This window comes from Gordonia heveisoli, assembly GCF_030315745.1.
Classification (GTDB): domain Bacteria; phylum Actinomycetota; class Actinomycetes; order Mycobacteriales; family Mycobacteriaceae; genus Gordonia.
This window is the reverse complement of the sequence record NZ_JASXSH010000009.1, coordinates 24,515-48,531: the sequence shown is the minus strand read 5'-3', so window position 1 is coordinate 48,531 and position 24,017 is coordinate 24,515. Positions and strand designations below refer to the sequence as shown.

Genomic DNA, 24,017 nt, shown 5'->3' with positions numbered 1-24,017 from the left:
AGGTCATCACCATGCGCATCCTGCACACCTCCGACTGGCACCTCGGGCGGACCTTCCACGGCGTCGAGTTACTCGACGATCAACGGCGTGCACTGTCGCATCTCGCGACTGTGGTCGCCGAGGAGCAGGTCGACGTCGTGGTGGTGGCCGGTGACATCTACGACCGTTCGGTGCCGCCCGCCGACGCGGTGCGCATCTACGACGCCGGTCTGCAGGAGATCGCCGCGACCGGCGCGCGCATCATCGTCACCTCGGGCAACCATGATTCACCCACCCGGCTCGGTGTGGGGTCGGTGTTTGCCGCGGCGGGCGGCCTGCACCTGCGTACGTCGGTCACCTCGATCACCGATCCGGTGATCCTCGCCGACGAGTACGGCGAGGTCGCCTTCTACGGGCTGCCGTATCTCGAACCAGATACCGCCCGTACCGAACTCGGAGTTCCGGACGCGCGCAGTCATGCCGCCGTCCTGTCGGCCGCGATGGATCGGGTGCGGACCGATCGCGCCGGCCGTGGTATTCGTTCGGTCGTCGCCGCGCACGCCTTCGTGGTCGGCGGCCTTGCGACCGGATCGGAGCGGTCGATCAGTGTGGGCGGCGTGGAGACGGTCGCCGCCGACACCTTCGACGGTGTCGACTACGTCGCCCTGGGGCATCTGCACTCGCCACAGGTGCTCACCGAGACGGTGCGCTACAGCGGCTCATTGCTGCCGTACTCCTTCGGCGAGCGCACCCACCGCAAGGCGGTCTGGATCGTCGACCTCGATGCCGGGGGAGTGGCCCGGATCTATGGGCGCGAACTGCCCGTCGTGCGTGAGTTGACCAGTGTCACCGGAACTCTCACCGATCTGCTGTCCGATCCCGCGCTCGCGGTGGCGGAGGACCACTATGTGGAGGCGACGCTGACCGATCCCATCCGACCACTGGATGCGATGCGCCGGTTGCGGGAGCGGTTCGGATTCGCCGTGCATGTGCACTGGCAACGGCCCGAGGAACTCTCGTCGCCGGACTACCGGTCGCGGGTGCGCGGACGCAGCGATGCGCAGATCGTGGAGGCGTTCATCACCGATGTGCGCGACGCTCCCCGCGCGGGCGAGTTCGTGCTGATCGACCGGGCGTTGCGCGCCGTCGTCGGTGAACCGGAGGCCGACGGCTCCGGTGAGCTGACCTTGTTCGATCTCGAACCGCCGGTGGCGGAATCGGCATGAGACTGCATCGGTTGCGCGTCGTCGCCTTCGGTCCATTCGCCGACGAGACGACCATCGACTTCGATGAACTGTCCGGTGACGGGCTGTTTCTGCTGCATGGACAGACCGGGGCGGGTAAGACCACCGTGCTCGATGCGGTGGCCTTTGCCCTGTTCGGGCGCGTGCCCGGTGCACGCGACATCAACAAGCGTCTGCATTCCGATCACGCCGACCCCGACCAGGCTCCCGAGGTGGAACTCGAGGCGACGATCGGTGGGCGGCGCCTGCGCATCACCCGATCACCCGATCACTCCCGCCCCAAGAAGCGGGGTACGGGAGTCACCAAGGTCAATGCCCGGGGCACCTTGGTCTGGGTCGACGCTTCAGGGGCCGATCTGACCCGACTACCGGACATCGGTGAGGCCGTCACCCGGCTGCTGGGGATGAGCGCCGAACAGTTCTTCCAGGTGGTGCTACTGCCCCAGGGTGACTTCGCACGCTTCCTGCGAGCCACCTCCGATGATCGGGAAGTGTTGCTGGAGAAGCTCTTCGACACCGCGCGATTCGGCGATCTGGAGGAGTGGCTGCGGGACCGGGCGCGGGAGAGCGCCCGCACCCTCGACGATCGGGCGGCGACGCTGGACCGCGTCGCCCAACAGATCGTCGCGCTCAGTGGTGTCCCGGCACCCGCCGAACCCGATTTCGATTGGGCCCAAGGATGTCTGGACACGGCGGAGGCGGCGGCCGCGGAGGCGACCAGTGCCGCGGAAGCCGCCGCGCGCGGGCTCGCCGATACACAGCAGGATCACGACGAGGCCGCGCGGCGCACCGAACTTCGGCGGCGCGGCACCCAGGCGGCGCAGCGGCTGGCCCGGCTCGATGACGAGGCCGCCACGCTGGCCGCCGTCGCGGCGCAACTTGCGGCCGCGCGTCGCGCCGCGCCGATCGCATCGTTGGCGCTCGAAGCCGATCGTGCCGGCACCGCCGATGATCGCGCGGCCGATGACTGTGACCGCGCGGCAGCGGAGTTGGCCGTGCTGCCCGATACCGCCGTGCTTGCCGACGCGACCGACGCGGAGCTGGAGGCGGCGATCGGAGGCTGGGCCGCCGAGTCGGGGCGGTGGGAACCGCTTGTCCGGCGCGCCCTCGCCCGGCCCGCACTGGTCACCGATATCGACCGCCTGGGCGGGGAGATCGCGGCGGCGCAGCGGCGGACCACCGAACTGACCGCTGCGCTGGCCGATGCCCCGGCGAGCAAGGAGCAAGCGGCACAACGCCTGGCCGCCGCGACGGCTGCGCGGGCGCAGGTCCCCACGCTGACCGCCGAACGTGATCGGCTCGTCGAACTGCGGGAGACGATCAGGCAGCGCGCCGCGCTCGGCCCGCAGCTCGATCGGGCATCGGCGTCCGCCCTGGCCGCTCGTGAATCCCACGCGGTGGCGCGGGAGCGGCTGCTCGATCTCCGCGAGCGCCGGCTCACCGGGATGGCGGGGGAGCTGGCCGCCCAACTCGCGGACGGACAGCCATGCGTTGTCTGCGGTTCCCCTGAGCACCCGGCACCGGCTGCAGGCGCGGCCGACGCCCGCGTCGGCGACGCCGAAGAAGCGGCCGCGGCGCGCGCCGAGCAGGTCGCGGCGGTCGCGAGCAGTGAAGCCCAGTCCGGGCTGGCGGCGCTGATCGAGCGCCGGGACCATCTCGATACACGAATCGGCCAGGCCACTCCCGAGCAGGCAGATGCCGACCGTCACCGGACCGAGGACGAGCTGACCGCGGCCCGGAATCTCGCCGAGACCGTCGGCGACCTCGAACAGCGCTGTGCCGCCATCGATACCGAGATCGAGGCCGGACGGTCGGAGCTGGCCACGATCGACTCGGCACAGGCAGGCAGGCGGGAGCGGTTGGCCACGCTGAACGAGTCGCTGCACGCCCTCGACACCGAGATCGCGGAGGCGACCGGTGGCCGTGTCGGTGTCGCCGAACGCCGCGACGAACTGGCCGAGCTCGGGCGGCGGGGAACGGCGCTGCGGTCGGCGCGCTCGGCCGCTGCCCGGGCACGGGCGCATCGCACCGACATCACCGATCGACTGACCCGGCAGTGCGTCGAGGCGGGATTCGATGACGTGGCCGCAGCGCGTGCCGCGGTCGCCGACGACCGTCAGATCGAGCAGTGGGATGCGATGCTGCGCGGCGCGGAGAACCTGCGCACGGCCGCGATGGAGACGCTCGCCGAACCCGAGGTGAGTGTCGCGATGGCAGCCGACGCATCCGATGTAGAAGCGACGTCGACTGCGCTGGCGGCCGCGCGCCGCCGCCACGACGACGCGGTCCGGATCAACGGGGTCGCGACCGCACGCGTGGCCGATGTGCGCCGTTATGTCGCCGACTTCTGGAACGCGGCGGATGCGCTGGCGCCGATGCGGGCCCGTCACACCGAGCTGGCCGGACTCGCCGAACTCGTCAGCGGGCGTGGGCAGAACGCGCGAAAGATGTCATTGCGCTCCTACGTGCTGGCCGCACGACTGGAGGAGGTCCTGGTGTCGGCGAGTGTGCGGCTGAGTCAGATGTCTTCGGGCCGTTACGAGTTCGTACACAGCGACGCCGCCGGTCCGCGCGGTCGGCGCGGTGGCCTGGGTATCGACGTCCGCGACGAGTACACGGGCGCCGTACGCGCCACAACGACGCTGTCCGGCGGCGAGACATTCTTCGCCTCGCTCGCGCTGGCCTTGGGGTTGGCCGACGTCGTCGCCGCCGAAGCGGGCGGGCGGATGCTCGACACCATCTTCATCGACGAGGGTTTCGGCACCCTCGATCCCGAGGCCCTGGATCTCGTGATGGGTGTGTTGGACGATCTTCGATCGGGTGGGCGCGTCGTCGGCGTCGTCAGTCACGTCGACGAACTGCGCGCCCGGATTCCCGCTCAACTGCACGTGCTGCGTGGCGAAAGTGGGTCGTCGGTGCAGCTGTCGGGAGTCGTCGGCGTGTCGTGAACAGGGCGATTGGGGATAGCGCGCGCAGGTGCGCTACTCTTTGACTCGCCCAATGAGCCCCCGTAGCTCAGGGGATAGAGCGTCTGCCTCCGGAGCAGAAGGCCGCAGGTTCGAATCCTGCCGGGGGCACCAGTAAAATCCTTGCCGGCCTCCGGCCGGTGTGCGCCTCCTGCGTTTGCAAGAGATTCATGTAGGCGCACCAGAATTAGATCGGCCAGCAACCCCGTTACCGAGATGTCGGTGACGGGGTTTCCGTCGTCGCCTGATATGCGCCGATCGTCGGCAACCTCCACACGCGTTGATTGTCTACCTCGTCACACCCCTTTGCATTAACCGGACCCATGGGTCCACTATTAAGTGAACCCAATGGTCCACTTATCTCTCGAACGAGGAGGCCAGGTCGTGGCCGACCAACCGTGAAGACGCAGGCGCCGTCAGGCAGCCAGTCGTCGCCGATGCTCAATCTCTTGTTTCTCGCCCTTGCCGCCGGCGCGTTCGCGCTGGCGCAGACGGCTGTCGTCCCCGGTTTGGGGGAGCTGACCGTCAAGCTCAACGCCTCACCCGCCGACATCGGCTGGGTGCTGACCGCCTATCTGATCTCCGCGGCGATCCTGACGCCCGTCTTCGGCCGTCTCGGCGACATGTTCGGCAACAAGCGGATGCTCGTCATCGCCGTCGGGCTTTTCGGCGCGGGCAGCATCGTCGCGGCGCTCGCGCCAAACGTGTGGGTGCTGGTCGCCGCGCGTGTCATCCAGGGTGCAGGCGGCGGCATCTTCCCGCTGTGCTTCGGCATCATCGGGCACACCTTCCCGGCCGAGAAACGTTCCACCGCACTAGGTCTCATTTCCGCGCTGGCGGGTATCGGCGCCGGCGGAGGTCTGGTCATGGGTGGTCTGCTGATCGATCACACCTCCTGGCACTGGATCTTCTGGGCCGGTGCGCTGATGTCGGGTGTCGCGCTGGCCGGTGTGTGGCGCATCCCCGAGGCGCATATCCCGACGCCGGGACGGATCGACGTGCTGGGCGTCGTGCTGCTGGCCGTCGGTCTGACGATGCCGCTGTTCGCGCTGAGTAAGGGGGCGACCTGGGGGTGGGGTGACCCGCTGACCATCGGCCTGATCGTCGGTGGATTCGTCGTCCTCGCCGGTTTCGGCGCCTACGAACTGCGCGTCGCCGAGCCGTTGATCGACGTGCGGACGCTGGGACGCTCGGCGGTGCTCATCACCAACATCGCGGCCCTGCTGTTCGGCGCGGGCATGTTCGCGGTCTTCTCGCTCATTCCGCAGCTCGCCCAGACCGCCGAGAAGTACGGACACGGATTCGGTCTCGACGCCACCGGCTCGGGCCTGCTACTGCTGCCCGGCTCGCTCGCCATGCTGATCGCAGCCGTCATCGCCGGTCGCGTCGTCACCCGTATCCACCCGGCCATCCCGCTCGTCGCCGGTGGACTCGTCGCCGCGCTCGGACTGGGTCTGCTCGCCATCGATCACGGTTCGCAATGGACCGTGATGGCGTTCAGCGTCATCGTCTTCATCGGTATCGGACTGGGAATGTCAACGATGCCGAACCTGATCATGGGGGCCGTGCCCACCGACAAGATCAGTGAGAGTACCGGCGTCAACGCGCTGGTCCGCTCGGTCGGCTCCTCGATCGGATCCCAGGTGGCCGCAACCGTTCTCGCCAGCAGCCTGATCGCCGGGACGAAGGTGTCCACCGACAGCGCCTACGACCAGGTGTTCTGGATGGGGGCGGTCGCGACCCTGTTCGCCGGTGTCGTCGCGATCGGGCTCCTCCTGCGGTCGAAGCGGGCGCCGGTGACCGAAGAACCCGTCGACGACCTCGCGGACGACCGGGATGGCGAGCCGGCCGCACCGGTCGCCATGGCAAAGTAGTCACCATGTCGACGCCGTCGAGCCGTCCGGACTCCATGCCCTCCAGTGAGGATGTGGACTGGACGGCTCGGCGAGCCGATGCCCGCCGCAATCACGAACTGATCCTGGCTGCGGCGCGGGCGGTCTTCGCCGAGCGCGGCGTCGACGGAACCATCCCGGAGATCGCGGCCCGGGCCGGGGTGGGCAAGGCGACGGTGTATCGCAGCTATCCGACCAAAGAAGCTCTACTCGAAGCGGTGGCCGCCGACCATGCGGCCTGGGTTGACGTCCGAGTCGAGGAGGCGATCGCGGATCCCGACGCCTTCGCCGGGCTGCGAGACTTCGTCGTCGATACCTTCGGTCGGCTGGCCGACGACGCGCTGTTGCTGCGTGTCCTCGGCGATACCCACCGCGGCAAGGGCCGTCGGCCCGCCTTTCTGGACGAACTGATTGGACTGGTCGAGCGCGGAAAACAGCAGGGTGCCCTGCGCGCCGACGCCACCGTCGCCGATATCCAGATCCTCGTCGGCGGCTGTGCCCGAGCCCTGCTCGACGCTCAGGTCACCGACCCCGAGGTCTGGCGGCACTACGCAAACCTGACCGTCGATGCACTTCGAAACCGGGTGTGAGTCAAGCAGTTGCGGCGTTGGGTGGATTCGATGCGCCGGACCCTCAGTTCATCGGTAACGGCTGCGCGTTGCGCTCGGCGAGCATCGCCTTGATGCGATCGATCTCGCTGCTCTGCGTGCGGAGCATGCCCGACGCCAGATCGCGGACGTAGGCCTCGTCGACATTCGCCGGATTCGCGGCGTACTGCATCATGTGGGTGCCGCCCTCGTGATGGCGCAGCATCAACTGGAGGAACAGGACGTCGGCTGCAGTGCCCCTGGCCTGGCGCAACTGTGTCATTTCCGACGGTGTCGCCATACCGGGCATGAGCGGAACCTCTGCGGTGGCCCCCGATGGCGCCGGAGTCGTCGGCATGGGCATCGGCATGTCGCCGTGATCATGCGTCTCGCCGCCGTGGCCGCTGCCCTCGTGACCGGTGTGCTCGGCGGGCATGCTGCTCGACGCACCGTGGCCCATACCCATCCAGGCCATCGGGTCGCCGGGATTGATCAGCGGGTAGCCCCAGCGGGTCAGCCACGACTGCATCTGGCCGATCTCATTGCTCTGGGCGGTGAGGATGTCGAACGCCAGCGCGCGAACCTGCTGGTCGGAGCCGTTATACAGCTCCAGCGCGGCCATGTCGATGCCCTGAGTGTGGTGGGCGATCATGTCCTGTGCGAAACCGACTGCCGCCGAACCGGCAGCCGGCGGGGCGTCCTCGTCCGAATCGGTGGCGAGGCTGGCATGGATCAGCAATCCGAGGCCAACGCCGAATAGCAGGATGGCGACGCCGGCGAGTGCGAGCAGAGCGTTTCGTCGTCGGGAATCGGCATGGGCGGCGGAGGACTCGGCGCGGGTGTCGCCGGTGGTTTCCGCATCGGTGGGTCCTGAGTCTCCGGCGCCGGTCGCGCCTGTCTCGTCGGCCATCATGTCGCCTTTCACAGATGAGGTCGCTGCCGCCCCGGATCGGCGGGCACACGGTGGTGCCCGCCGAGCGGGGTCAGTTGGTGGGCATGGGGGAGGACGGCGAGTCGGTGCCCACACCGCTCATCGGGACGGCACCGGGGCCGGCCGGACCGAGGTCGGCGGCGGGCGGATCCGACGGGTCGAAACCGGGGATCGGACCGCAGGTTGCCTGGGTCTCCGGGTAGGCGGACGCGTTCGGGTCCTCGGCGTAGATCTTGGTCATCGTGTTACGTCGCAGTGCGGTGATGAACTGGTCGACACGGGGATCCTCGGCCTTGTCGACCTTCAGCTGATGGCCCCAGCTCTGCAGCGAGATCGGTGAACTCAGCCCGGGATACGGGGACAGGAACAAATACTGTTCGCCGCCAACCATCAGCTTCAGGAACTCCAGATCGTCGGGGCTGATGGTGTCCGGGTTGTACGTGACCCACACCGCGCCGTGTTCGAGGGCGTGCACTGCATTCTCCGAGCGCAGCGGCTTGGGGTACACGATGCCGGTGCACGACGCCCAGATGGCGTCGTGCGGGCCGCCGAACGGTGGTGACTGGTCGTAGGCGACGCGCTGCGTCGGGCTCACATGCTGTCCGGCCGGGTAGTAGATCTTCGTCACGCCGGGGATCTTGGTGGCTGGGTCCGGATTGGTCACGGTGGGCACGAACGCCTCGACGACATTCGGCTTGACCTGTTCGGCGCGTTCGGCCTGGGCGGCGGCGGCCTGGTCGGCGTCACGTTTCTCGGTGAACTTGGGGACCAGGTAGACGGCCAGTCCGGCGATCAGTGCGATGACCACCGCGACCGAGCCGACGACCAGCCAGTCGATGCCGCCCTTGACGCCGGTAGGGGCCTTGCCACGCTTGTTGGTCTTGGGCACCTGAGCCCCGGGTTTGCGCGCCATGAATCTCTTTCTGGTCCTCCACTGGGTGTGCCGCGGCGACCGTTGGACGGCCAGCCCGATCGTCGGGTCCGGCCCGGGATACGCGGCTTGCCACCCGGGGTGTCCGTGCGGCGTGGCCATTCTACTGATCGTGTACGACCCGGGCGCGCATGTGCACCGTGCCGGGGCGCGCATGTGCAGCGTGCCGGGGCGCGCAGGTCACCTGCCCTGGGCCGATTGTCGGTGTTCGCCCGTCGGCCAATAGGATGGTGTCCTGTGACTCCTGCCGACCTCGCCGCGCTGCTGAGCGCCGTGACCCTGACCGTGGTGCGCGACCACGGATTGGACGAGACCCTGGTGCCCGACGCCGTCGGCGTCGAGCGTCCACGTCATGCCGATCACGGTGACTATTCGACGAATATCGCGCTGCAACTGGGCAAGCGACTGGGTGTGGCGCCGCGCGAGCTGGCCGGCTGGCTGGCCGACGCCTTCGGTGCTGCCGACGGGATCGACAAGGCTGAGATCGCCGGTCCCGGCTTCGTCAACATCTGGCTCGCCGCGGCCGCACAGAACACCGTCATCGCCGCCGTCATCGATCAGGGTGAGGCCTACGGTCGCGGTGACGAGCTGGGTACCGCGGTCATCAACCTGGAGTTCGTCTCCGCGAATCCGACTGGCCCGATCCATCTCGGCGGTACCCGCTGGGCCGCGGTCGGCGATGCTCTCGGCCGCGTTCTCGCCGCCCGTGGCGCGCAGGTGACCCGCGAGTACTACTTCAACGATCACGGCACCCAGATCGACCGGTTCGCACGCTCCTTGCAGGCCGCGGCCCTCGGCGAGGCGACCCCTGAGGACGGTTACGCGGGTGACTACATCGGCGAGATCGCCGGCACTGTGGTGGCCGCGGTGCCCGACGTGCTTGACCAGCCCGAGGACCAGCGGCTGGAGACCTTTCGCTCACGCGGTGTGGAGCTGATGTTCGACCACATCAAGACGAGTTTGCACGAGTTCGGCACCGACTTCGACGTCTTCACCCACGAGGACAGCATGTTCACCTCGGGACTCGTCGAGGCGTGCATCGACGAGCTCAAGGGCAACGGAAACCTGTACGAGAAGGACGGCGCCTGGTGGCTGCGGTCCACGTCGTTCGGTGACGACAAGGATCGGGTCGTCATCAAGAGTGACGGCAACGCGGCCTACATCGCCGGCGACATCGCCTACTACCGCGACAAGCGCAATCGCGGATTCAATCTGTGCATCTACATGCTCGGCGCCGATCACCACGGCTACATCAGCAGGCTCAAGGCCGCCGCGGCCGCCCTCGGCGACGATCCGGCGACCGTCGAGGTCCTGATCGGCCAGATGGTGAACCTGGTGCGGGACGGCAAGCCGGTGCGGATGAGCAAGCGGGCAGGCACAGTGATCACCCTCGACGACCTCGTCGAGGCGGTCGGCGTCGATGGCTCGCGCTACTCGCTGATCCGGTCGTCGGTCGACGTCAACATCGACATCGATCTCGATCTCCTGGTGAAGCAGTCCAACGACAATCCGGTCTACTACGTGCAGTACGCCCACGCGCGGCTCAGCGCGCTCGGCCGTAATGCCGTGGAGCTGGGCCTGACCGCGGACCTGGCACACGTCGACCTGCTCGACGATCCGGCCGAGGGCGACCTGATCCGGACCATCGGCGATTTCGACGAGGTCGTGGCCACCGCCGCCGCGCTGCGCGAACCGCACCGCGTCTGCCGCTACCTGGAAACGCTGGCCGGTGCCTATCACCGCTTCTACGCCCACTGTCGGGTGCTCCCACAAGGGGACGAGGAACCCGCCGACATCCACCGTGCGCGGCTCGCGCTGTGTGCCGCCACCCGGCAGGTTCTGGCCAACGGCCTCGACCTTGTCGGCGTCAGCGCTCCGGAGCGGATGTGAACGCGCATCCGGCCGGGCCCCGGCACGCCGAACTGCTGGCCGCGCCGCATCTCGCGCAGCGCCCGAATGATCCCGAGGTGCTCGCCGACATCCCGGCCGCGGTCTATCCGCGCAACGCCGTGCGGAACGAGTCCGGTGAGCTACAGATCGCGGGTGTCACCGTCAGCGAACTCGCGCAGACGTACGGCACCCCCGCGTTCATCCTCGACGAGGCCGACTTCCGGTCCCGGTGTGCCGACATGGTCGCGGCCTTCGGGGCATATGGCCGGGTGCACTACGCCTCGAAGGCATTCCTGTGCACTCAGGTGGCGCGCTGGGTCGAGGAAGAGGGGCTGTCGTTGGACGTCTGCTCGGCGGGCGAACTGGGCATCGCGCTACGCGCGGGCTTTCCGCCTGAGCGAATCGCGTTGCACGGCAACAACAAATCTGTCGACGAGCTGGCCATGGCGCTGGACGCCGGTGTCGGCCATATCGTGCTCGACTCGATGGTCGAGATCGACCGGCTCGACGCGCTGGCCGCCGAACGCGACGTGGTCGCCGACGTGCTGGTCCGGGTGACGGTCGGCGTCGAGGCGCACACCCACGAGTTCATCTCCACCGCGCATGAGGACCAGAAGTTCGGGTTCGCGCTCGCCGGTGGGGTGGCGATGGAGGCGGTGCGCCGGGTGTTCGCGACCGACAACCTGCGCCTGGTCGGCCTGCACAGCCACATCGGTTCGCAGATCTTCGACATGGACGGCTTCGAGTTGGCCGCGCATCGGGTGGTCGGCCTGCTGCACGATGTGGTCGCGGAGTTCGGAGTCGCCAAGACCTCGCAGATGTCGATCGTGGATCTCGGTGGCGGCCTTGGCATCTCGTATCTTCCCGAGGATCGTCCGCTGCCTATCGGCGAGGTCGCCGACAAGCTGGCCGAGATTCTGCGACGCGAGTCGTCGGCGGTCGGGCTGCCGATGCCCACCCTGGCCGTCGAACCTGGTCGCGCCATCGCCGGTCCTGGCACCATCACGCTGTATCGGGTCGGCACGATCAAGGACGTCGAACTCGGCGGCGGATCCACTCGACGGTACGTCTCGGTGGACGGCGGCATGAGCGACAACATCCGCACCGTCTTGTATCAGGCCGAATACGACGTGCGTCTGGTGTCGCGGGTCTCGACCGCACGTGCGGTCGTCAGCCGGGTCGTCGGGAAGCACTGCGAAAGCGGTGACATCGTGATCAAGGATTGTTGGCTGCCCGAGGACCTGGAGCCCGGCGACCTGATCGCGGTCGCCGCGACCGGCGCATACTGCTACTCGATGTCGTCGCGGTACAACATGGCGATGCGACCCCCGGTGGTCGCGGTGGCCGACGGTGGGCATCGGCTGATCCTGCGCCGTGAGCGCATCGAGGACTTCTTCAGCCTGGAGGTAGAGCAGTCATGAGTGACCAGAATTCGACGGCGACCACCCCGGGGGACGGTGACCGGGAGATCGGTGTGGCGGTGCTCGGCATGGGCAACGTCGGCACCGAGGTCGTGCGCATCATCGAGGACGCTGCTGCCGATCTGCGGGCGCGCGTGGGTGCACCGGTCCGGCTGCGCGGTGTCGCGGTCCGTGACCTCAGTCGCCCGCGCAAGATCGATCAGGCGCTGCTCACCGATGATCCAGTGGCGCTGGTCGCACGCGACGACGTCGACATCGTCGTCGAGCTCATGGGCGGCATCGACCCGGCGCGCGCGCTCATCCGCGCCGCGCTGGAGAACGGCAAGTCGGTCGTCACCGCCAATAAGGCGCTGCTCGCCGAGTACACCGGTGAACTGGCGTCGGCGGCCGCCGACGCGAAGGTCGACCTGTACTTCGAGGCGGCGGTGGCCGGTGCGATCCCGGTCATTCGGCCGCTGATGCAGTCCCTGGCCGGTGACACCGTCGAACGTGTCGCCGGAATCGTCAACGGCACCACCAACTTCATCCTGTCCGCGATGGACGAGACCGGGGCAGACTACGCCGACACGCTGGCCGAGGCCGGGCGGCTGGGATACGCCGAGGCCGACCCCACCGCGGATGTCGAGGGTTTCGACGCCGCGGCCAAGGCTGCCATCCTCGCCTCCATCGCCTTCCACACGCGGGTCCATGCGGCAGATGTGCACCGCGAGGGGATCTCGTCGGTGACCTCCGAGGATCTGGCAGCGGCGAAGAAGTTCGACTGCACCATCAAACTGTTGTCCATCTGTGAACGCGTCCACGCGGCGGACGGGACCGAAAGTGTCTCGGCACGTGTCTATCCCGCGCTGATCCCGTTGACCCATCCGCTGGCCACCGTCAACGGTGCGTTCAACGCGGTCGTGGTGGAGGCGGAGAACGCCGGCCGGCTGATGTTCTACGGGCAGGGTGCAGGTGGTGCACCGACCGCGTCGGCGGTGCTCGGTGACATGGTGATGGCCGCGCGCAACAAGGTGCACGGTGGGCGCGGGCCGCTGGAGTCGACCTACGCCGCGCTCCCCATCGCGAGCATCGACGACGTGCAGACGCGGTACTACATCTCGATGCAGGTCGCCGACCGGCCGGGCGTGCTCGCCCAGGTGGCAGGCGAGTTCGCCAAGCGGGAGGTCAGCATCGCCGCGGTCCGGCAGGAGGGTGCGCAGGAAGACGCGCGGCTGATCGTCGTGACCCATCGTGCGTCCGACCGCGCGCAGTCCGCATGTGTTGCGGCACTTGAAGACATGGACGCCGTGATCAAGGTGTCGAGCGTTCTGCGATTGGAAGGAACCAATGACTGAATCGACTTCCGCGCACACCCCGGTGATGCGTGCCTGGCCCGGTCTGATCGAGGCCTACCGCTCCCGGTTGCCGGTCGGCGACGACTGGAAGGTGGTCACCCTTCTCGAGGGTGGGACGCCGCTGATCTCCGCGCCCCATCTGTCGGAACTGACCGGGTGCGAGGTCTATCTGAAGGTCGAGGGACTCAACCCGACTGGTTCCTTCAAGGACCGCGGGATGACCATGGCCGTGAGTAACGCCGTCAACAACGGTAAGAAGGCGGTGCTCTGCGCGTCGACCGGGAACACCTCGGCGTCGGCCGCGGCGTATGCGACCCGCGCCGGTATCACCTGCGCGGTGCTCATCCCAGAGGGCAAGATCGCGATGGGCAAGCTGGCGCAGGCGGTTATGCACGGCGCCAAGATCATTCAGGTCCAGGGTAACTTCGACGACTGTCTCGAACTGGCGCGCAAGGTGACCGCGGAGTTCAGCGAGATCGAACTCGTCAACTCGGTGAACCCGGCCCGTATCGAGGGGCAGAAGACCGCCGCCTTCGAGATCGTCGACGTGCTGGGCCGGGCCCCGGATGTGCACGCGCTGCCGGTAGGCAACGCGGGCAACATCACCGCCTATTGGAAGGGCTACCGGGAGTACCACGCGGACGGCATCTCCGATCGTCTGCCGCGGATGCTGGGTGTACAGGCAGCCGGTGCCGCCCCCCTGGTGAACGGTGCGCCGGTACCGAACCCGGAGACCATCGCGACCGCGATCCGCATCGGTTCGCCTGCGAGCTGGAATTCTGCGGTGGCGGCCAAGGAGGAGTCGGGCGGCCAGTTCCGTGCGGCCACCGACGAGAAGCTGCTGGAGGCATACCGCCTCATCGCGGGCAAGGAAGGTGTGTTCGTCGAGCCGGCATCGGCTGCGAGTGTCGCCGGTCTGCTGGCCGCGCACGCCGATGGCTGGGTCAAGCCGGGAGAGACGGTGGTCTGTACCGTCACCGGTAACGGACTCAAGGACCCGGATACCGCACTTGCGGGAATGCCTGTGGTGGAAGCGATTCCGGTCGATCCGGTGGCGGTGGCCAGTGCCCTCGGTGTCGGCTGATCAGGTCATGACCGTAGGCGTCGACGAAACCGCGACCGCGGGCATCCCGTTGCCCTCCGGTCTGTCGGTGCGCGTCCGGGTGCCGGCGTCGAGTGCCAACCTCGGCCCCGGATTCGACTGTCTGGGAATCGCTCTCGGCATCTACGACGAGGTCGTCGTGGAGACCGCCGAGAGTGATGTGGTCGTCGACGTCCAGGGGGAGGGAGCCGCGGACGTCCCGCGTGACGGCACGCATCTGGTGGCGCGGTGCCTCGCGCGTGGACTCGCACACGCAGGCTATTACGCGGCGGGCCTGAAGTTGCGGTGCGTCAACGTGATTCCCCATTCGCGTGGCCTGGGATCGTCGGCTGCCGCGGCGGTGTCGGGCTTCGCCGCGGCGTCGGGTCTGCTGGCCGCGGCTGGGGTCGGCACCGGTCTGAGTCAGGACGAGCTGGTGCAACTGTCGAGTGAGGTCGAAGGACATCCGGACAATGCGGCCGCGAGCGTCCTCGGTTCGGCCGTGGTGACCTGGACCGATCATGAGTCGGGGCAGGATTTCTTCCGCGCTCGCCGGCTGAGTGTCCACCCCGATATCACCGCCACGGTGTTCATTCCCGACACCGAGTCGTCGACCGCCTATACCCGGGGCCTGTTGCCCGCCGACGTTCCGCGGACCGACGCGATCTTCAATGTGAGCCGGTCGGCGCTGGCCGTCGTCGCGCTGACGTCGGATCCGAGTAGCCTGCTCGCGGCTACCGAGGACCGGCTCCATCAGTCGTATCGGGCACCCGCGATGCCGCAGACCGCCGAGCTGGTGTCGGCGTTGCGGGCACGCGGCTTCGCCGCGACCGTCTCCGGTGCCGGGCCGACTGTCCTGGTGCTGAGCGTGCGGCCGGTACCGGCCGAGATCCGCGACCTGGCCGTGGCTGCGGGCTTCGTCCCGCGGACGGTCGCCGTCGCCGGTGGTGTGGAGATCACGACCTCCTGACGGCCGCGGGTTGCCCACGGTCGCCGGTCAGGGGCCGATCATCGGGTGTGTGGTCCGGGCGGCGGAGGATGACGTCGTTCGAGTTGTTCCGATCGGCGTGTTGCCCGTATCATGCGAACGGGGTTACCATATTCTGGTCTGGCCGCGCAGATTCGCTTTGCGGTGTTTCCTACCGATTCCTGATCGGAGTGATCCGACCAATCCTGGTCGGGGTCTTGATCCCTATTCAGCGGTGTGGCGAAGCACGAGCAGACCCCAGAGCATCTCGCAGCAGGACCCATCGAAGTTTTTCCCCGTCCACACGGACGGGTGCCCTGACAGACGAACAGGGCCATCACGACCTTGCACAGCTCTGACCTGCGCGAGGAACGAAAGGACATCCGTGACCGATACGGACCTGATCACCGCACCTGTCGACGCAAAACCGAGTGAATCCGGTGCCGACACCGCGGAGGGGCAGACCGCGCCCAAGAGCCGTGCCCGTGCACCGCGTTCCGGTTTGACCGGCATGGTGCTCAGCGAGTTGCGCGCCGTGGCCGGTGAACTGGGCATCAAGGGCACCTCGGGAATGCGTAAGGGCGACCTGATCGCCGCCATCAAGGAGCGCCAGGGCGCGCCGACCGCCGCCGCTACCAGCAACGACGCCGGTGCAGCGAAGGCCGCGCCGAAGAGTGCGCCGGCCAAAGAGTCGTCGGCAAAGGAGGCCGGAACCACCTCGGCCACCCCCGCTGAACAGATGACAATCGCCGGTGCCGACACCGCCGCCGCGGGTGCCGCCCCGGCAGGGCGCGGTGCCGACGATCAAGCCGACGAGGCGGGGGCGCCACGTCGCCGCGAACCGCGCCGCCGCAATGCGGGCGCCGTCACGGCGGACGAGGGCAAGGCACCGTCGGTGCAGGGCGACTCGGGACAGGGCGATTCGGGACAGAACGAATCGCGCCAGAACGAGTCGCGCCAGAACGGTACCGAGCAGAAGTCCGCAGGCCAGGGCGGGAGCGAGAACTCCAGCGACGGTAACGAGAACCGGGGCCGCAACCGGAATCGCAACCGCGATGGCAATCAGAACCGCGACGGCAATCAGAACCGCGATGGCAATCGCGACGACGACGGTGAGGGCCGTGGCCGCCGTGGTCGCCGGTTCCGCGAGCGTCGCCGTGGACGTGACCGCGACAACGTCGGTGAGCCACAGGTCTCGGAAGACGATGTGTTGCAGCCGGTTGCGGGCATCCTCGACGTGCTGGACAACTATGCGTTCGTCCGCACGTCGGGTTATCTCGCCGGGCCGAACGACGTCTATGTGTCGATGAACCTGGTCCGCCGCAACGGCTTGCGCCGGGGCGATGCCATCACCGGTGCCGTCAAGGTCTCGCGAGAGGGCGATCAGCAGAACCAGCGGCAGAAGTTCAATCCGCTGGTGCGGCTGGACACCGTCAACGGCGGCGACGTCGAGGCGGCGCGTAAGCGTCCCGAGTTCGGCAAGCTGACGCCGCTCTACCCGAATCAGCGACTGCGCCTGGAGACCACCCCGGATCGCTTGTCGACCCGCGTGATCGACCTGATCATGCCGATCGGCAAGGGGCAGCGCGCGCTGATCGTCTCGCCCCCGAAGGCGGGTAAGACGACGATCCTGCAGGACATTGCGAACGCGATCACCACGAATAATCCGGAATGCCACCTCATCGTGGTGCTCGTCGACGAGCGTCCCGAAGAGGTCACCGACATGACCCGTTCGGTGAAGGGCGAGGTCATCGCCTCGACCTTCGACCGTCCGCCGTCAGATCACACCTCGGTCGCCGAACTGGCCATCGAGCGGGCCAAGCGCCTCGTCGAGGCCGGCAAGGACGTGGTCGTGCTCCTCGACTCGATCACCCGTCTCGGCCGTGCCTACAACAACGCGTCGCCGGCGTCGGGCCGCATCCTCTCCGGTGGTGTCGATTCCACGGCGCTCTACCCGCCCAAGCGATTCCTGGGTGCCGCGCGCAACATCGAGAACGGTGGATCGCTCACGATCATCGCCTCCGCGCTGGTCGAGACCGGGTCGACCGGTGACACGGTCATCTTCGAGGAGTTCAAGGGCACCGGTAACGCCGAGCTCAAACTCGATCGCAAGATCTCCGAGCGCCGGGTGTTCCCGGCTGTCGACGTCAACCTGTCGAGCACCCGTAAGGATGAGCTGTTGCTGGCTCCGGAGGAGTTCAGCATCGTGCACAAGCTGCGTCGTGTGCTCAGCGGCCTCGACTCGCAGCAGGCCATCGACCTGTTGATCAGCCAGCTCAAGAAGACGAAGAACAACGTCGAGTTCCTGATGCAGGTACAGAAGAACGCACCCGGAACCCTCAAAGACGACTGATCGGTTCCCCGACCAGACCGGCAACGGCCGGCACGCCATCCGCGTGCCGGCCGTTACGCGTCGCTGGAGCCACGCCGGGCGGTCGGGGTCAGTACACGTCGCGGAGGTAGCGCTTGTCCTTGCGCAGTCGATCGACGTAGTCCTGGGTTGCGTCCGCGCCGAGTCCACCGGCGCCTGCGATGATCTCGTGCAGGGCGTCGTCGACGTCGCGGGCCATGCGGGTGGCGTCGCCGCAGACGTAGAGGTAGGCGCCCGATTCCAGCCAGGCGAACACCTCGCCGGCGTTCTCGCGCATCCGGTCCTGGACGTAGACCTTGTGGTCCTGATCGCGGGAGAAGGCGAGATCGAGCCGGTTCAGCGTGCCGTCCCCGACGAAATCGTCCAGGTCGTCGGCGTAGATGTGGTCCAACGCACGGTGCTGATCGCCGAAGAACAGCCAGTTCTCCCCAACGGCGCCACGTGCTCGTCGTTCGTGCAGGAAAGACCGGAAGGGAGCGACGCCGGTACCGGGGCCGACCATGATGACCTTGGCATCGTCGGCAGGCAGGCGGAAAGATTTGTTGGGGGAGATGAACACCGGCAGGGTGTCGCCGACGACGCGACGGTCGGCGATATGGGTGGAGGCCGCACCGCCACGCACCCGATTGGCCGAACGGTGGCGTACCGTCGCGATCGTCATGTGCACGGTGCCGTCGTGCGACTGTGGGCTCGATGAGATCGAGTAGACGCGGTGGGCGAGGGGACGCAGTTCGGCGATGAGTTCCTCGGGGGTGATGGTCAGGGACGGGTCGACGTCGAGCAGATCGAGGACGTCACGCCCCCACAACCAGGCATCGAGGGCCTCGTGGTCACCGGTGGCGGTCAGGTGCGTGAGTTCGGGATCATCGCTTCGCGCCGCGATGTAGTCGACGAGATACTTTGAGGCAGTGGTGATCTCGAAGCGGTCACGCAGTGCTTCGCGCAGGGTGTAGTCACCCTTGCGGTCGGTGATGACCTCGTTGCCTTCGGCACCTAGTCGCGCCAACAATTTCTCGACGAGTTCGGGATCGTTGGGGGCGAACACGCCGATCCCGTCGCCGGGTTCGTAGGTGATGCCGCTGTCGCCGAGGTCGACCACGACATGGCGGACCTCTTTGGCCGATCCCGGCGCCGACAGCACCCGGTTGGTCAGGATCCGCGCCGGATAGGGGTTCTTGCGGTTCCACGGCGAGCGGACCGGACGGGCCGGCTTCGCCGCGGCGGGAGCCTCCGCAGCCGGGGTTTTGGCCGTCGGCGTTTCGGTGGCGGTCGCCGGGGCCGGGACAGGCGCCCGGAACATCGGAATTGCCTGTTCGAGCCAGGCCAGTGCCGGATCCTGGAACTCGGCGTCACAGTCGCCGCGATCGACGATCCGCTGCGCACCCAGTTCGTGCAGCCGGTTGTCGATGTTCTTACCCGCCTGGCAGTACCCGTCATAGGACGAATCGCCGAGGGCCAGAACGCCGTACCGCACACCCTCGAGCCGGGGTGCGGTGGGCGCGGCGAGGGCCTGCCAGAAGTCCTCGGCGTCGTCGGGCATATCGCCCTCGTTGTAGGTGGAGCAGATCACCAGCAATTCGCCGGTGGCGGCGAGGGCAGCCGGTTCGATCTCGCTCATATCGATGACCTTGACGTCGAATCCCTGCGCCAACGCCGTGCTCTGGGCCTTGCCCGACACCCACTCGCAATTGCCACTCTGGGTGCCGTAGACGATCTGCAGGGTCACTGCGGACCCCGCTGTGCTCGGCGACGCCGGCTGCTGCATGTCATCACACCTTCATCTCTGCGATTGCCCTGGTGATGTGGGGTGGTGGGCGCGTCCATGCCGCTGCACGTTACGCCCGCCGGAATCGGCCGGGTAGGCCCTGGCCCACTGGGTGGGGAGGCCGGCGCGCAGTCACCGTCGTCGGGTGGCCGCGGGTGGCCGCCCGCTCGGGCCGAACTTTAGCAAGGGCGCCGGACCGGGCGGTCCGAGCCGGGCGGGAATGAACCGATCGTCGTGCCTGTTGAGAGCAGTGGCCGCGGTAGCTGCGCGATTTCGGTGGATGACCACACGCATGGCATACTGATCGGTCGAGTCCGGTTCCGGTTCACACCGCCGACAAGCGACGGTGACCCGGCGACCACAGAAAGGGACAACCAACATGAAGCAGGGCATTCACCCCGAGTACCAGGCGACCACCGTCCTGTGTGGCTGCGGGAACACCTTCGAGACCCGTAGCACCGCCAGCGCAGGCCGGATCACCGTGGAAGTCTGCTCGCAGTGCCACCCGTTCTACACCGGTAAGCAGAAGATCCTCGACACCGGTGGCCGCGTCGCGCGCTTCGAGAAGCGCTACGGCAAGCGGACCAAGAACGCCGAAGCCAAGTAGCTTTTCCGACGACGCCCGCCCGGTACCCACCGGGTTGGGCGTCGTTGTCGTTTCAGGGGGCAGGTTCTTATTCTGGGGATCGGCCCTGGCACCACCGGGGTAGGAGAGGTCAGGTCAGCAGTGAGTACGCAGAGCCCGTCGGCAATCGATGACGTCCTTGCCGAGCACGCGGGACTCGAGCAGCAGCTCTCCGACCCGTCGCTGCACGACGATCCGGCCGCCGCTCGTCGAGTCGGCAAACGATTCGCCGAACTCGCGCCGGTGATGGCCACCTACACCAAGCTGACGGCGGCTCGCGAGGATCTCGCCGCGGCCCGCGAACTGGCCGCCGACGACCCGGCCTTCGCCGAGGAGATCCCCGCGCTGGAAGCGGCGGTCGCCGAACACGACGCCGTCCTGACCGACCTGCTCGCCCCGCGCGATGCACACGACGGCGACGACGTCGTCCTCGAGATCAAGTCCGGCGCAGGTGGTGAGGAATCGGCATTGTTCGCCGCGGACCTGGCCCGGATGTACCTCAAATACTGCGAGCGGCACGGCTGGAAGGCCCAGATCCTCGGCGTGACCGAATCAGATCTCGGCGGGTACAAAGAGGCCACGCTGTCCATCAAGTCCAAAGAGGCCGTCCGGGACGGGGTGTGGTCGCGGCTGAAGTTCGAAGGTGGCGTGCACCGGGTCCAGCGGGTGCCGGTCACCGAGTCACAGGGACGTATCCACACGTCGGCGGCCGGTGTCCTGATCTATCCCGAACCCGAGGAACTCGAAGAAGTTGTCATCGACGAATCCGATCTGCGGATCGACGTGTACCGGTCGTCGGGCAAGGGCGGCCAGGGTGTCAACACCACCGACTCCGCGGTGCGGATCACCCACCTGCCCACCGGCATCGTGGTGACCTGCCAGAACGAGCGTTCCCAGCTGCAGAATAAGGCACGTGCCATGCAGGTGCTCGCGGCTCGTCTGCAGTCGGCGGCCGAGGAGGCGGCCGATGCGGTTGCCGCGGAGGGGCGCGCAGCGCAGATCCGCACCGTGGACCGATCCGAGCGCATCCGTACCTACAACTTCCCGGAGAACCGGATCGCCGATCATCGCATCGGTTACAAGGCGAACAACCTCGACGCGGTGCTCAACGGAGACATGGACGGGCTGCTCGACGCGCTGGTGGCCGCGGACCGTCAGGCTCGACTCGAAGCGCAATGAACACGGGGCGCCCGGCCGGCGAGGATGACCTCGTCGTGTTGCTCGACGCCACGCGGACCCCGACGCCGGTGGCCGCCGCGCGGGTGGCGTCGGCCTTCCTCGCCGCGCACGGCATCGAATCGCCGCGAGCGGACGCCGACTGGCTGATCGCCCATGTGCTGGGGGTATCGCCGGGGCGCCTGTTGCTCATCGACGAACTCACCGCAGCGCAGCGCAGTGCCCTGGTGCAGGCACTCACGTGCCGTGCACAGCGAATCCCGTTGCAGCACATCACCGGTCGAGCGGCGTTCGGTCCGCTCGAGCTGGCTGTCGGACCCGGGGTGTTCATCCCACGGCCGGAGACCGAGTGGCTACTGGAATGGGCTGTCGCCCAAGCGAATTCCGTGCCCACTGGCGCCGCGCCGCAGGTGGTCGATCTGTGTAGCGGCAGCGGTGCGCTGGCGGTCGGGGTCGCCACGCTGGTACCGGACGCGCAGGTGGTGGCCGTCGAACTCGACACCGATGCGCTGACCTGGTTACGGCACAACGTCGAGGAATCGCCGGCCGCCGACCGGGTCTCGGTGGTCGCTGCCGACGTCACCGACGCCACCGCCATGAATGCGGTGCTGCCCGCAGCCGGGGTCGACGTCATCGTGACAAATCCGCCGTATGTGCCGCGGACGGCGATGGTCTCCGCGGAGGTCGGCCATGATCCCGACCGGGCGATCTTCGGCGGCGACGACGGGATGTCGGTGATCGTGCCGATGTTGACGGTCGTCGCGGCCGCCTTGGTGCCCAGCGGGGTGGTCGGCATCGAACATGACGACACGACGTCGGCGGAGGTGGTCGCCGCCCTGTCGGCGCACGGCGCATTCATCGACGTCGCCGCCCATCGGGATCTGGCCGGGCGCGACCGATTCGTCACCGCGCGCCGCCGTCCGTGGTCGCCGACCCGACGTGAAAGGATGGGGCCGTGAGCATTGTTTTCGACTGCAACGATCCAGACAGCCGCAGTGCGGGGATCCGCGCGGCGGTCGGGGCGGTCAAGGCGGGGCGCCTGGTCGTCACACCTACCGACACGGTCTACGGACTCGGTTGCGACGCTTTCGATTCCGACGGTGTCGCCGCGCTGCTCGCCGCTAAGGGGCGGGGTCGCGACATGCCGGTGCCGGTGCTGGTTGGTTCCTGGCACACCATCGACGGACTCGTGCTGTCGGTGTCGCAGGCGGCCCGCGACCTGGTCGAGGCGTTCTGGCCGGGCGGACTGAGTCTCGTCGTCGAGCAGGCGCCGTCGCTGGCGTGGGACCTCGGGGACACCGCGGGCACCGTGATGTTGCGGATGCCGCTGCACCCGGTCGCGATCGAGCTGTTGCGCGAGGTCGGGCCGATGGCCGTGTCCAGCGCCAACAAATCCGGCCGCCCGCCCGCCGTCACGATGGCCCAGGCACGTGACCAGCTCGGTGAAGAGGTCGCGGTCTACCTGGATGGGGGAGAGGCCACCGTCGGCGAGCCGTCGACCATCGTCGACGTCAGTGGCGCAACCCCCCGCATCCTGCGACAGGGCGCGGTCTCCGTGGCCGCGGTGTCCGAGGTGCTCGATCTCGCCCCGGATGTGCTGCTGGGGCGCGAATGACCACACCCACCGGTGATGTGACGGTCGACGGGCTGGTAGCCCGCGAGCGGATGCGGCGTTCGACGACACTGCAGCTGATCGCGAGCGAGACCGAACCGACCGCGGGTGTCCGGGCGGCGCTGGCCACCGTCTTCGACGCCAAATACGCCGAGGGATATCCGGGTGCGCGCCATCACGGCGGGTGCGCGGTGGCCGACGAACTCGAGGAACTGGCGGTGACGCGGGCCGGTGCGCTCTTCGGCACCGAATATGTGAATGTGCAGCCGTATTCGGGCAGTGCGGCCGCCATGGCCGTGTATGCCGCGTTCGGCGTGATCGATGATCCGGTCCTCGCCCTGCGACTCGATCACGGTGGTCATCAGAGTCACGGTTCGCGTGCCAACTTCTCCGGCCGGTGGTTCAACCCACTGCATTACGGTGTGCGCGCGTCCGACGAGCGGATCGACTACGACCAGGTCCGGGATATGGCACTGCTGCATCGGCCACGCATTCTCGTCGCCGGCGCCGCGTCTTACTCCCGGCACTACGACTTCGCGTTGTTACGGCAGATCGCCGACGAGGCCGGCTGTGTGCTCTGGGTGGATGCGGCGCACCTGGCTGGACTGGTCGCCGCTGGTGTCGCACCTTCACCGGTGCCGTACGCGGATGTGGTGACGGTGTCGACGAACAAGATCATTCGCGGTCCGCGCGGCGGGCTGCTGCTCGCGCAACAACGTCATGCCGCGGCCCTGTCCAAGGCGGTCTACCCGTTCGTGCAGGGTGGACCGGCGGTCAACACCATTGCCGCCAAGGCCGTCGCCTTCGCCGAATCGGCGACCCCGGCCTTCGCCGACCACGTGCGAGCGGTGGTCGCCAACGCCGCTGCGCTAGCCGGTGCGCTCACCGCGCACGGGCTGCGGATCGTCTCGGGCGGCACCGACACCCACCTCGCCGTCGTCGATGTGAGTGCCCGGGATCTGACCGGCCTAGATGCCCGGGATCGGCTCGAGGCCGCCGGGATGGTCGTCGACAAGGCGGTCATCCCGTTCGACACCCGGCCGGTGGCACAGGGCTCCGGCTTCCGGATCGGCACGCCGTCGGCGACGGTCGCCGGTCTGGATACCGGGGACATGGAGACGCTGGCGGGTTGGATCGACGAGGCACTGCGCACGCCGATCGGGCCGCGCCATCGGGCGATCCGGGAGCAGGTCGCCGACCTGCTCGCCGGGTAGCGTTGTGCCCGTGTTCACCATCCCGACGCCC

18 protein-coding genes and 1 tRNA gene are annotated in these 24,017 nt (G+C 67.9%); 16 read left to right on the top strand and 3 right to left on the bottom strand.

Going from position 1 to position 24,017, the window contains the following annotated elements; genetic code table 11:
- Positions 1-11 precede the first annotated feature (11 nt).
- The 5 genes from QSJ18_RS09890 (at position 12) to QSJ18_RS09870 (ending at position 6,671) form a co-directional block, all read left to right on the top strand.
- Positions 12-1,205, top strand: coding sequence for an exonuclease SbcCD subunit D (locus QSJ18_RS09890; protein ID WP_286326362.1), 1,194 nt, complete (start codon positions 12-14; stop codon positions 1,203-1,205).
- Complete coding sequence (locus tag QSJ18_RS09885; protein WP_286326225.1) at positions 1,202-4,171, top strand: AAA family ATPase; 2,970 nt, start codon at positions 1,202-1,204, stop codon at positions 4,169-4,171. Before QSJ18_RS09890 ends, QSJ18_RS09885 begins: the two co-directional genes overlap by 4 nt.
- A gap of 56 nt (positions 4,172-4,227) precedes the next feature.
- A tRNA-Arg gene (locus QSJ18_RS09880) sits at positions 4,228-4,303 on the top strand.
- Between the two features lie 323 nt (positions 4,304-4,626).
- Entirely contained in the window at positions 4,627-6,063 is a 1,437-nt protein-coding gene (locus QSJ18_RS09875; RefSeq protein WP_286326224.1) for an MFS transporter, read from the top strand.
- A 5-nt stretch (positions 6,064-6,068) separates the two neighbouring features.
- A complete protein-coding gene (locus tag QSJ18_RS09870; RefSeq protein ID WP_286326223.1) occupies positions 6,069-6,671 on the top strand; it encodes a TetR/AcrR family transcriptional regulator in 603 nt (200 codons plus the stop codon).
- A 43-nt stretch (positions 6,672-6,714) separates the two neighbouring features.
- Here QSJ18_RS09870 and QSJ18_RS09865 read toward each other — a convergent pair whose 3' ends face one another.
- A complete protein-coding gene (locus tag QSJ18_RS09865) occupies positions 6,715-7,578 on the bottom strand; it encodes a DUF305 domain-containing protein (protein ID WP_286326222.1) in 864 nt (287 codons plus the stop codon).
- A gap of 73 nt (positions 7,579-7,651) precedes the next feature.
- Positions 7,652-8,512: a DUF3105 domain-containing protein gene (locus tag QSJ18_RS09860; RefSeq protein ID WP_286326221.1), complete on the bottom strand. Its 861-nt coding sequence runs from the start codon at positions 8,510-8,512 to the stop codon at positions 7,652-7,654.
- A gap of 255 nt (positions 8,513-8,767) precedes the next feature.
- On the opposite strand from QSJ18_RS09860, the gene argS reads away from it, so the two are divergent.
- The 6 genes from argS to rho all read left to right on the top strand — a co-directional run bounded on the left by argS (position 8,768) and on the right by rho (position 17,576).
- On the top strand, positions 8,768-10,420 hold the full coding sequence (gene argS, locus QSJ18_RS09855) for an arginine--tRNA ligase (RefSeq protein ID WP_286326220.1): 1,653 nt from the start codon (positions 8,768-8,770) through the stop codon (positions 10,418-10,420).
- Positions 10,417-11,841, top strand: coding sequence for a diaminopimelate decarboxylase (gene lysA / locus QSJ18_RS09850; RefSeq protein WP_286326219.1), 1,425 nt, complete (start codon positions 10,417-10,419; stop codon positions 11,839-11,841). Before argS ends, lysA begins: the two co-directional genes overlap by 4 nt.
- Positions 11,838-13,175, top strand: a complete 1,338-nt coding sequence (locus QSJ18_RS09845; RefSeq protein ID WP_286326218.1) for a homoserine dehydrogenase — start codon at positions 11,838-11,840, stop codon at positions 13,173-13,175. The genes lysA and QSJ18_RS09845 overlap by 4 nt, the downstream gene beginning before the upstream one ends.
- On the top strand, positions 13,168-14,259 hold the full coding sequence (thrC, locus tag QSJ18_RS09840) for a threonine synthase (protein WP_286326217.1): 1,092 nt from the start codon (positions 13,168-13,170) through the stop codon (positions 14,257-14,259). The genes QSJ18_RS09845 and thrC overlap by 8 nt, the downstream gene beginning before the upstream one ends.
- Before the next feature lie 7 nt (positions 14,260-14,266).
- A complete protein-coding gene (thrB, locus tag QSJ18_RS09835) occupies positions 14,267-15,226 on the top strand; it encodes a homoserine kinase (RefSeq protein ID WP_286326216.1) in 960 nt (319 codons plus the stop codon).
- 382 nt (positions 15,227-15,608) lie between these two features.
- Positions 15,609-17,576, top strand: a complete 1,968-nt coding sequence (rho, locus tag QSJ18_RS09830) for a transcription termination factor Rho (protein WP_286326215.1) — start codon at positions 15,609-15,611, stop codon at positions 17,574-17,576.
- An 88-nt stretch (positions 17,577-17,664) separates the two neighbouring features.
- Here rho and QSJ18_RS09825 read toward each other — a convergent pair whose 3' ends face one another.
- Positions 17,665-19,359, bottom strand: coding sequence for a sulfite reductase subunit alpha (locus QSJ18_RS09825; RefSeq protein ID WP_286326214.1), 1,695 nt, complete (start codon positions 19,357-19,359; stop codon positions 17,665-17,667).
- A gap of 379 nt (positions 19,360-19,738) precedes the next feature.
- Between QSJ18_RS09825 and rpmE the strand changes: the two genes are divergently transcribed.
- The 5 genes from rpmE (at position 19,739) to QSJ18_RS09800 (ending at position 23,986) form a co-directional block, all read left to right on the top strand.
- A complete protein-coding gene (rpmE, locus tag QSJ18_RS09820) occupies positions 19,739-19,966 on the top strand; it encodes a 50S ribosomal protein L31 (RefSeq protein WP_286326213.1) in 228 nt (75 codons plus the stop codon).
- A gap of 120 nt (positions 19,967-20,086) precedes the next feature.
- Positions 20,087-21,163 carry a peptide chain release factor 1 gene (prfA, locus tag QSJ18_RS09815; RefSeq protein WP_286326212.1) on the top strand — a complete coding sequence of 359 codons (1,077 nt, stop codon included), beginning with the start codon at positions 20,087-20,089 and terminating at the stop codon, positions 21,161-21,163.
- On the top strand, positions 21,160-22,119 hold the full coding sequence (prmC, locus tag QSJ18_RS09810) for a peptide chain release factor N(5)-glutamine methyltransferase (protein WP_286326211.1): 960 nt from the start codon (positions 21,160-21,162) through the stop codon (positions 22,117-22,119). Before prfA ends, prmC begins: the two co-directional genes overlap by 4 nt.
- A complete protein-coding gene (locus QSJ18_RS09805) occupies positions 22,116-22,775 on the top strand; it encodes an L-threonylcarbamoyladenylate synthase (protein WP_286326210.1) in 660 nt (219 codons plus the stop codon). The genes prmC and QSJ18_RS09805 overlap by 4 nt, the downstream gene beginning before the upstream one ends.
- A complete protein-coding gene (locus QSJ18_RS09800) occupies positions 22,772-23,986 on the top strand; it encodes a serine hydroxymethyltransferase (RefSeq protein ID WP_286326209.1) in 1,215 nt (404 codons plus the stop codon). The genes QSJ18_RS09805 and QSJ18_RS09800 overlap by 4 nt, the downstream gene beginning before the upstream one ends.
- The last annotated feature ends 31 nt before the right edge of the window (positions 23,987-24,017 follow it).

Coding starts and splice junctions, on each gene's coding strand:
- QSJ18_RS09845 (WP_286326218.1), top strand. CDS start 11,838: ATGAGTGACCAGAATTCGACGGCGACCACCCCGGGGGACGGTGACCGG.
- QSJ18_RS09860 (WP_286326221.1), bottom strand. CDS start 8,512: ATGGCGCGCAAACCCGGGGCTCAGGTGCCCAAGACCAACAAGCGTGGC.
- QSJ18_RS09865 (WP_286326222.1), bottom strand. CDS start 7,578: ATGGCCGACGAGACAGGCGCGACCGGCGCCGGAGACTCAGGACCCACC.
- QSJ18_RS09825 (WP_286326214.1), bottom strand. CDS start 19,359: ATGCAGCAGCCGGCGTCGCCGAGCACAGCGGGGTCCGCAGTGACCCTG.
- QSJ18_RS09800 (WP_286326209.1), top strand. CDS start 22,772: ATGACCACACCCACCGGTGATGTGACGGTCGACGGGCTGGTAGCCCGC.
- prmC (WP_286326211.1), top strand. CDS start 21,160: ATGAACACGGGGCGCCCGGCCGGCGAGGATGACCTCGTCGTGTTGCTC.
- QSJ18_RS09885 (WP_286326225.1), top strand. CDS start 1,202: ATGAGACTGCATCGGTTGCGCGTCGTCGCCTTCGGTCCATTCGCCGAC.
- thrC (WP_286326217.1), top strand. CDS start 13,168: ATGACTGAATCGACTTCCGCGCACACCCCGGTGATGCGTGCCTGGCCC.
- rpmE (WP_286326213.1), top strand. CDS start 19,739: ATGAAGCAGGGCATTCACCCCGAGTACCAGGCGACCACCGTCCTGTGT.
- QSJ18_RS09870 (WP_286326223.1), top strand. CDS start 6,069: ATGTCGACGCCGTCGAGCCGTCCGGACTCCATGCCCTCCAGTGAGGAT.
- QSJ18_RS09875 (WP_286326224.1), top strand. CDS start 4,627: ATGCTCAATCTCTTGTTTCTCGCCCTTGCCGCCGGCGCGTTCGCGCTG.
- thrB (WP_286326216.1), top strand. CDS start 14,267: ATGACCGTAGGCGTCGACGAAACCGCGACCGCGGGCATCCCGTTGCCC.
- QSJ18_RS09890 (WP_286326362.1), top strand. CDS start 12: ATGCGCATCCTGCACACCTCCGACTGGCACCTCGGGCGGACCTTCCAC.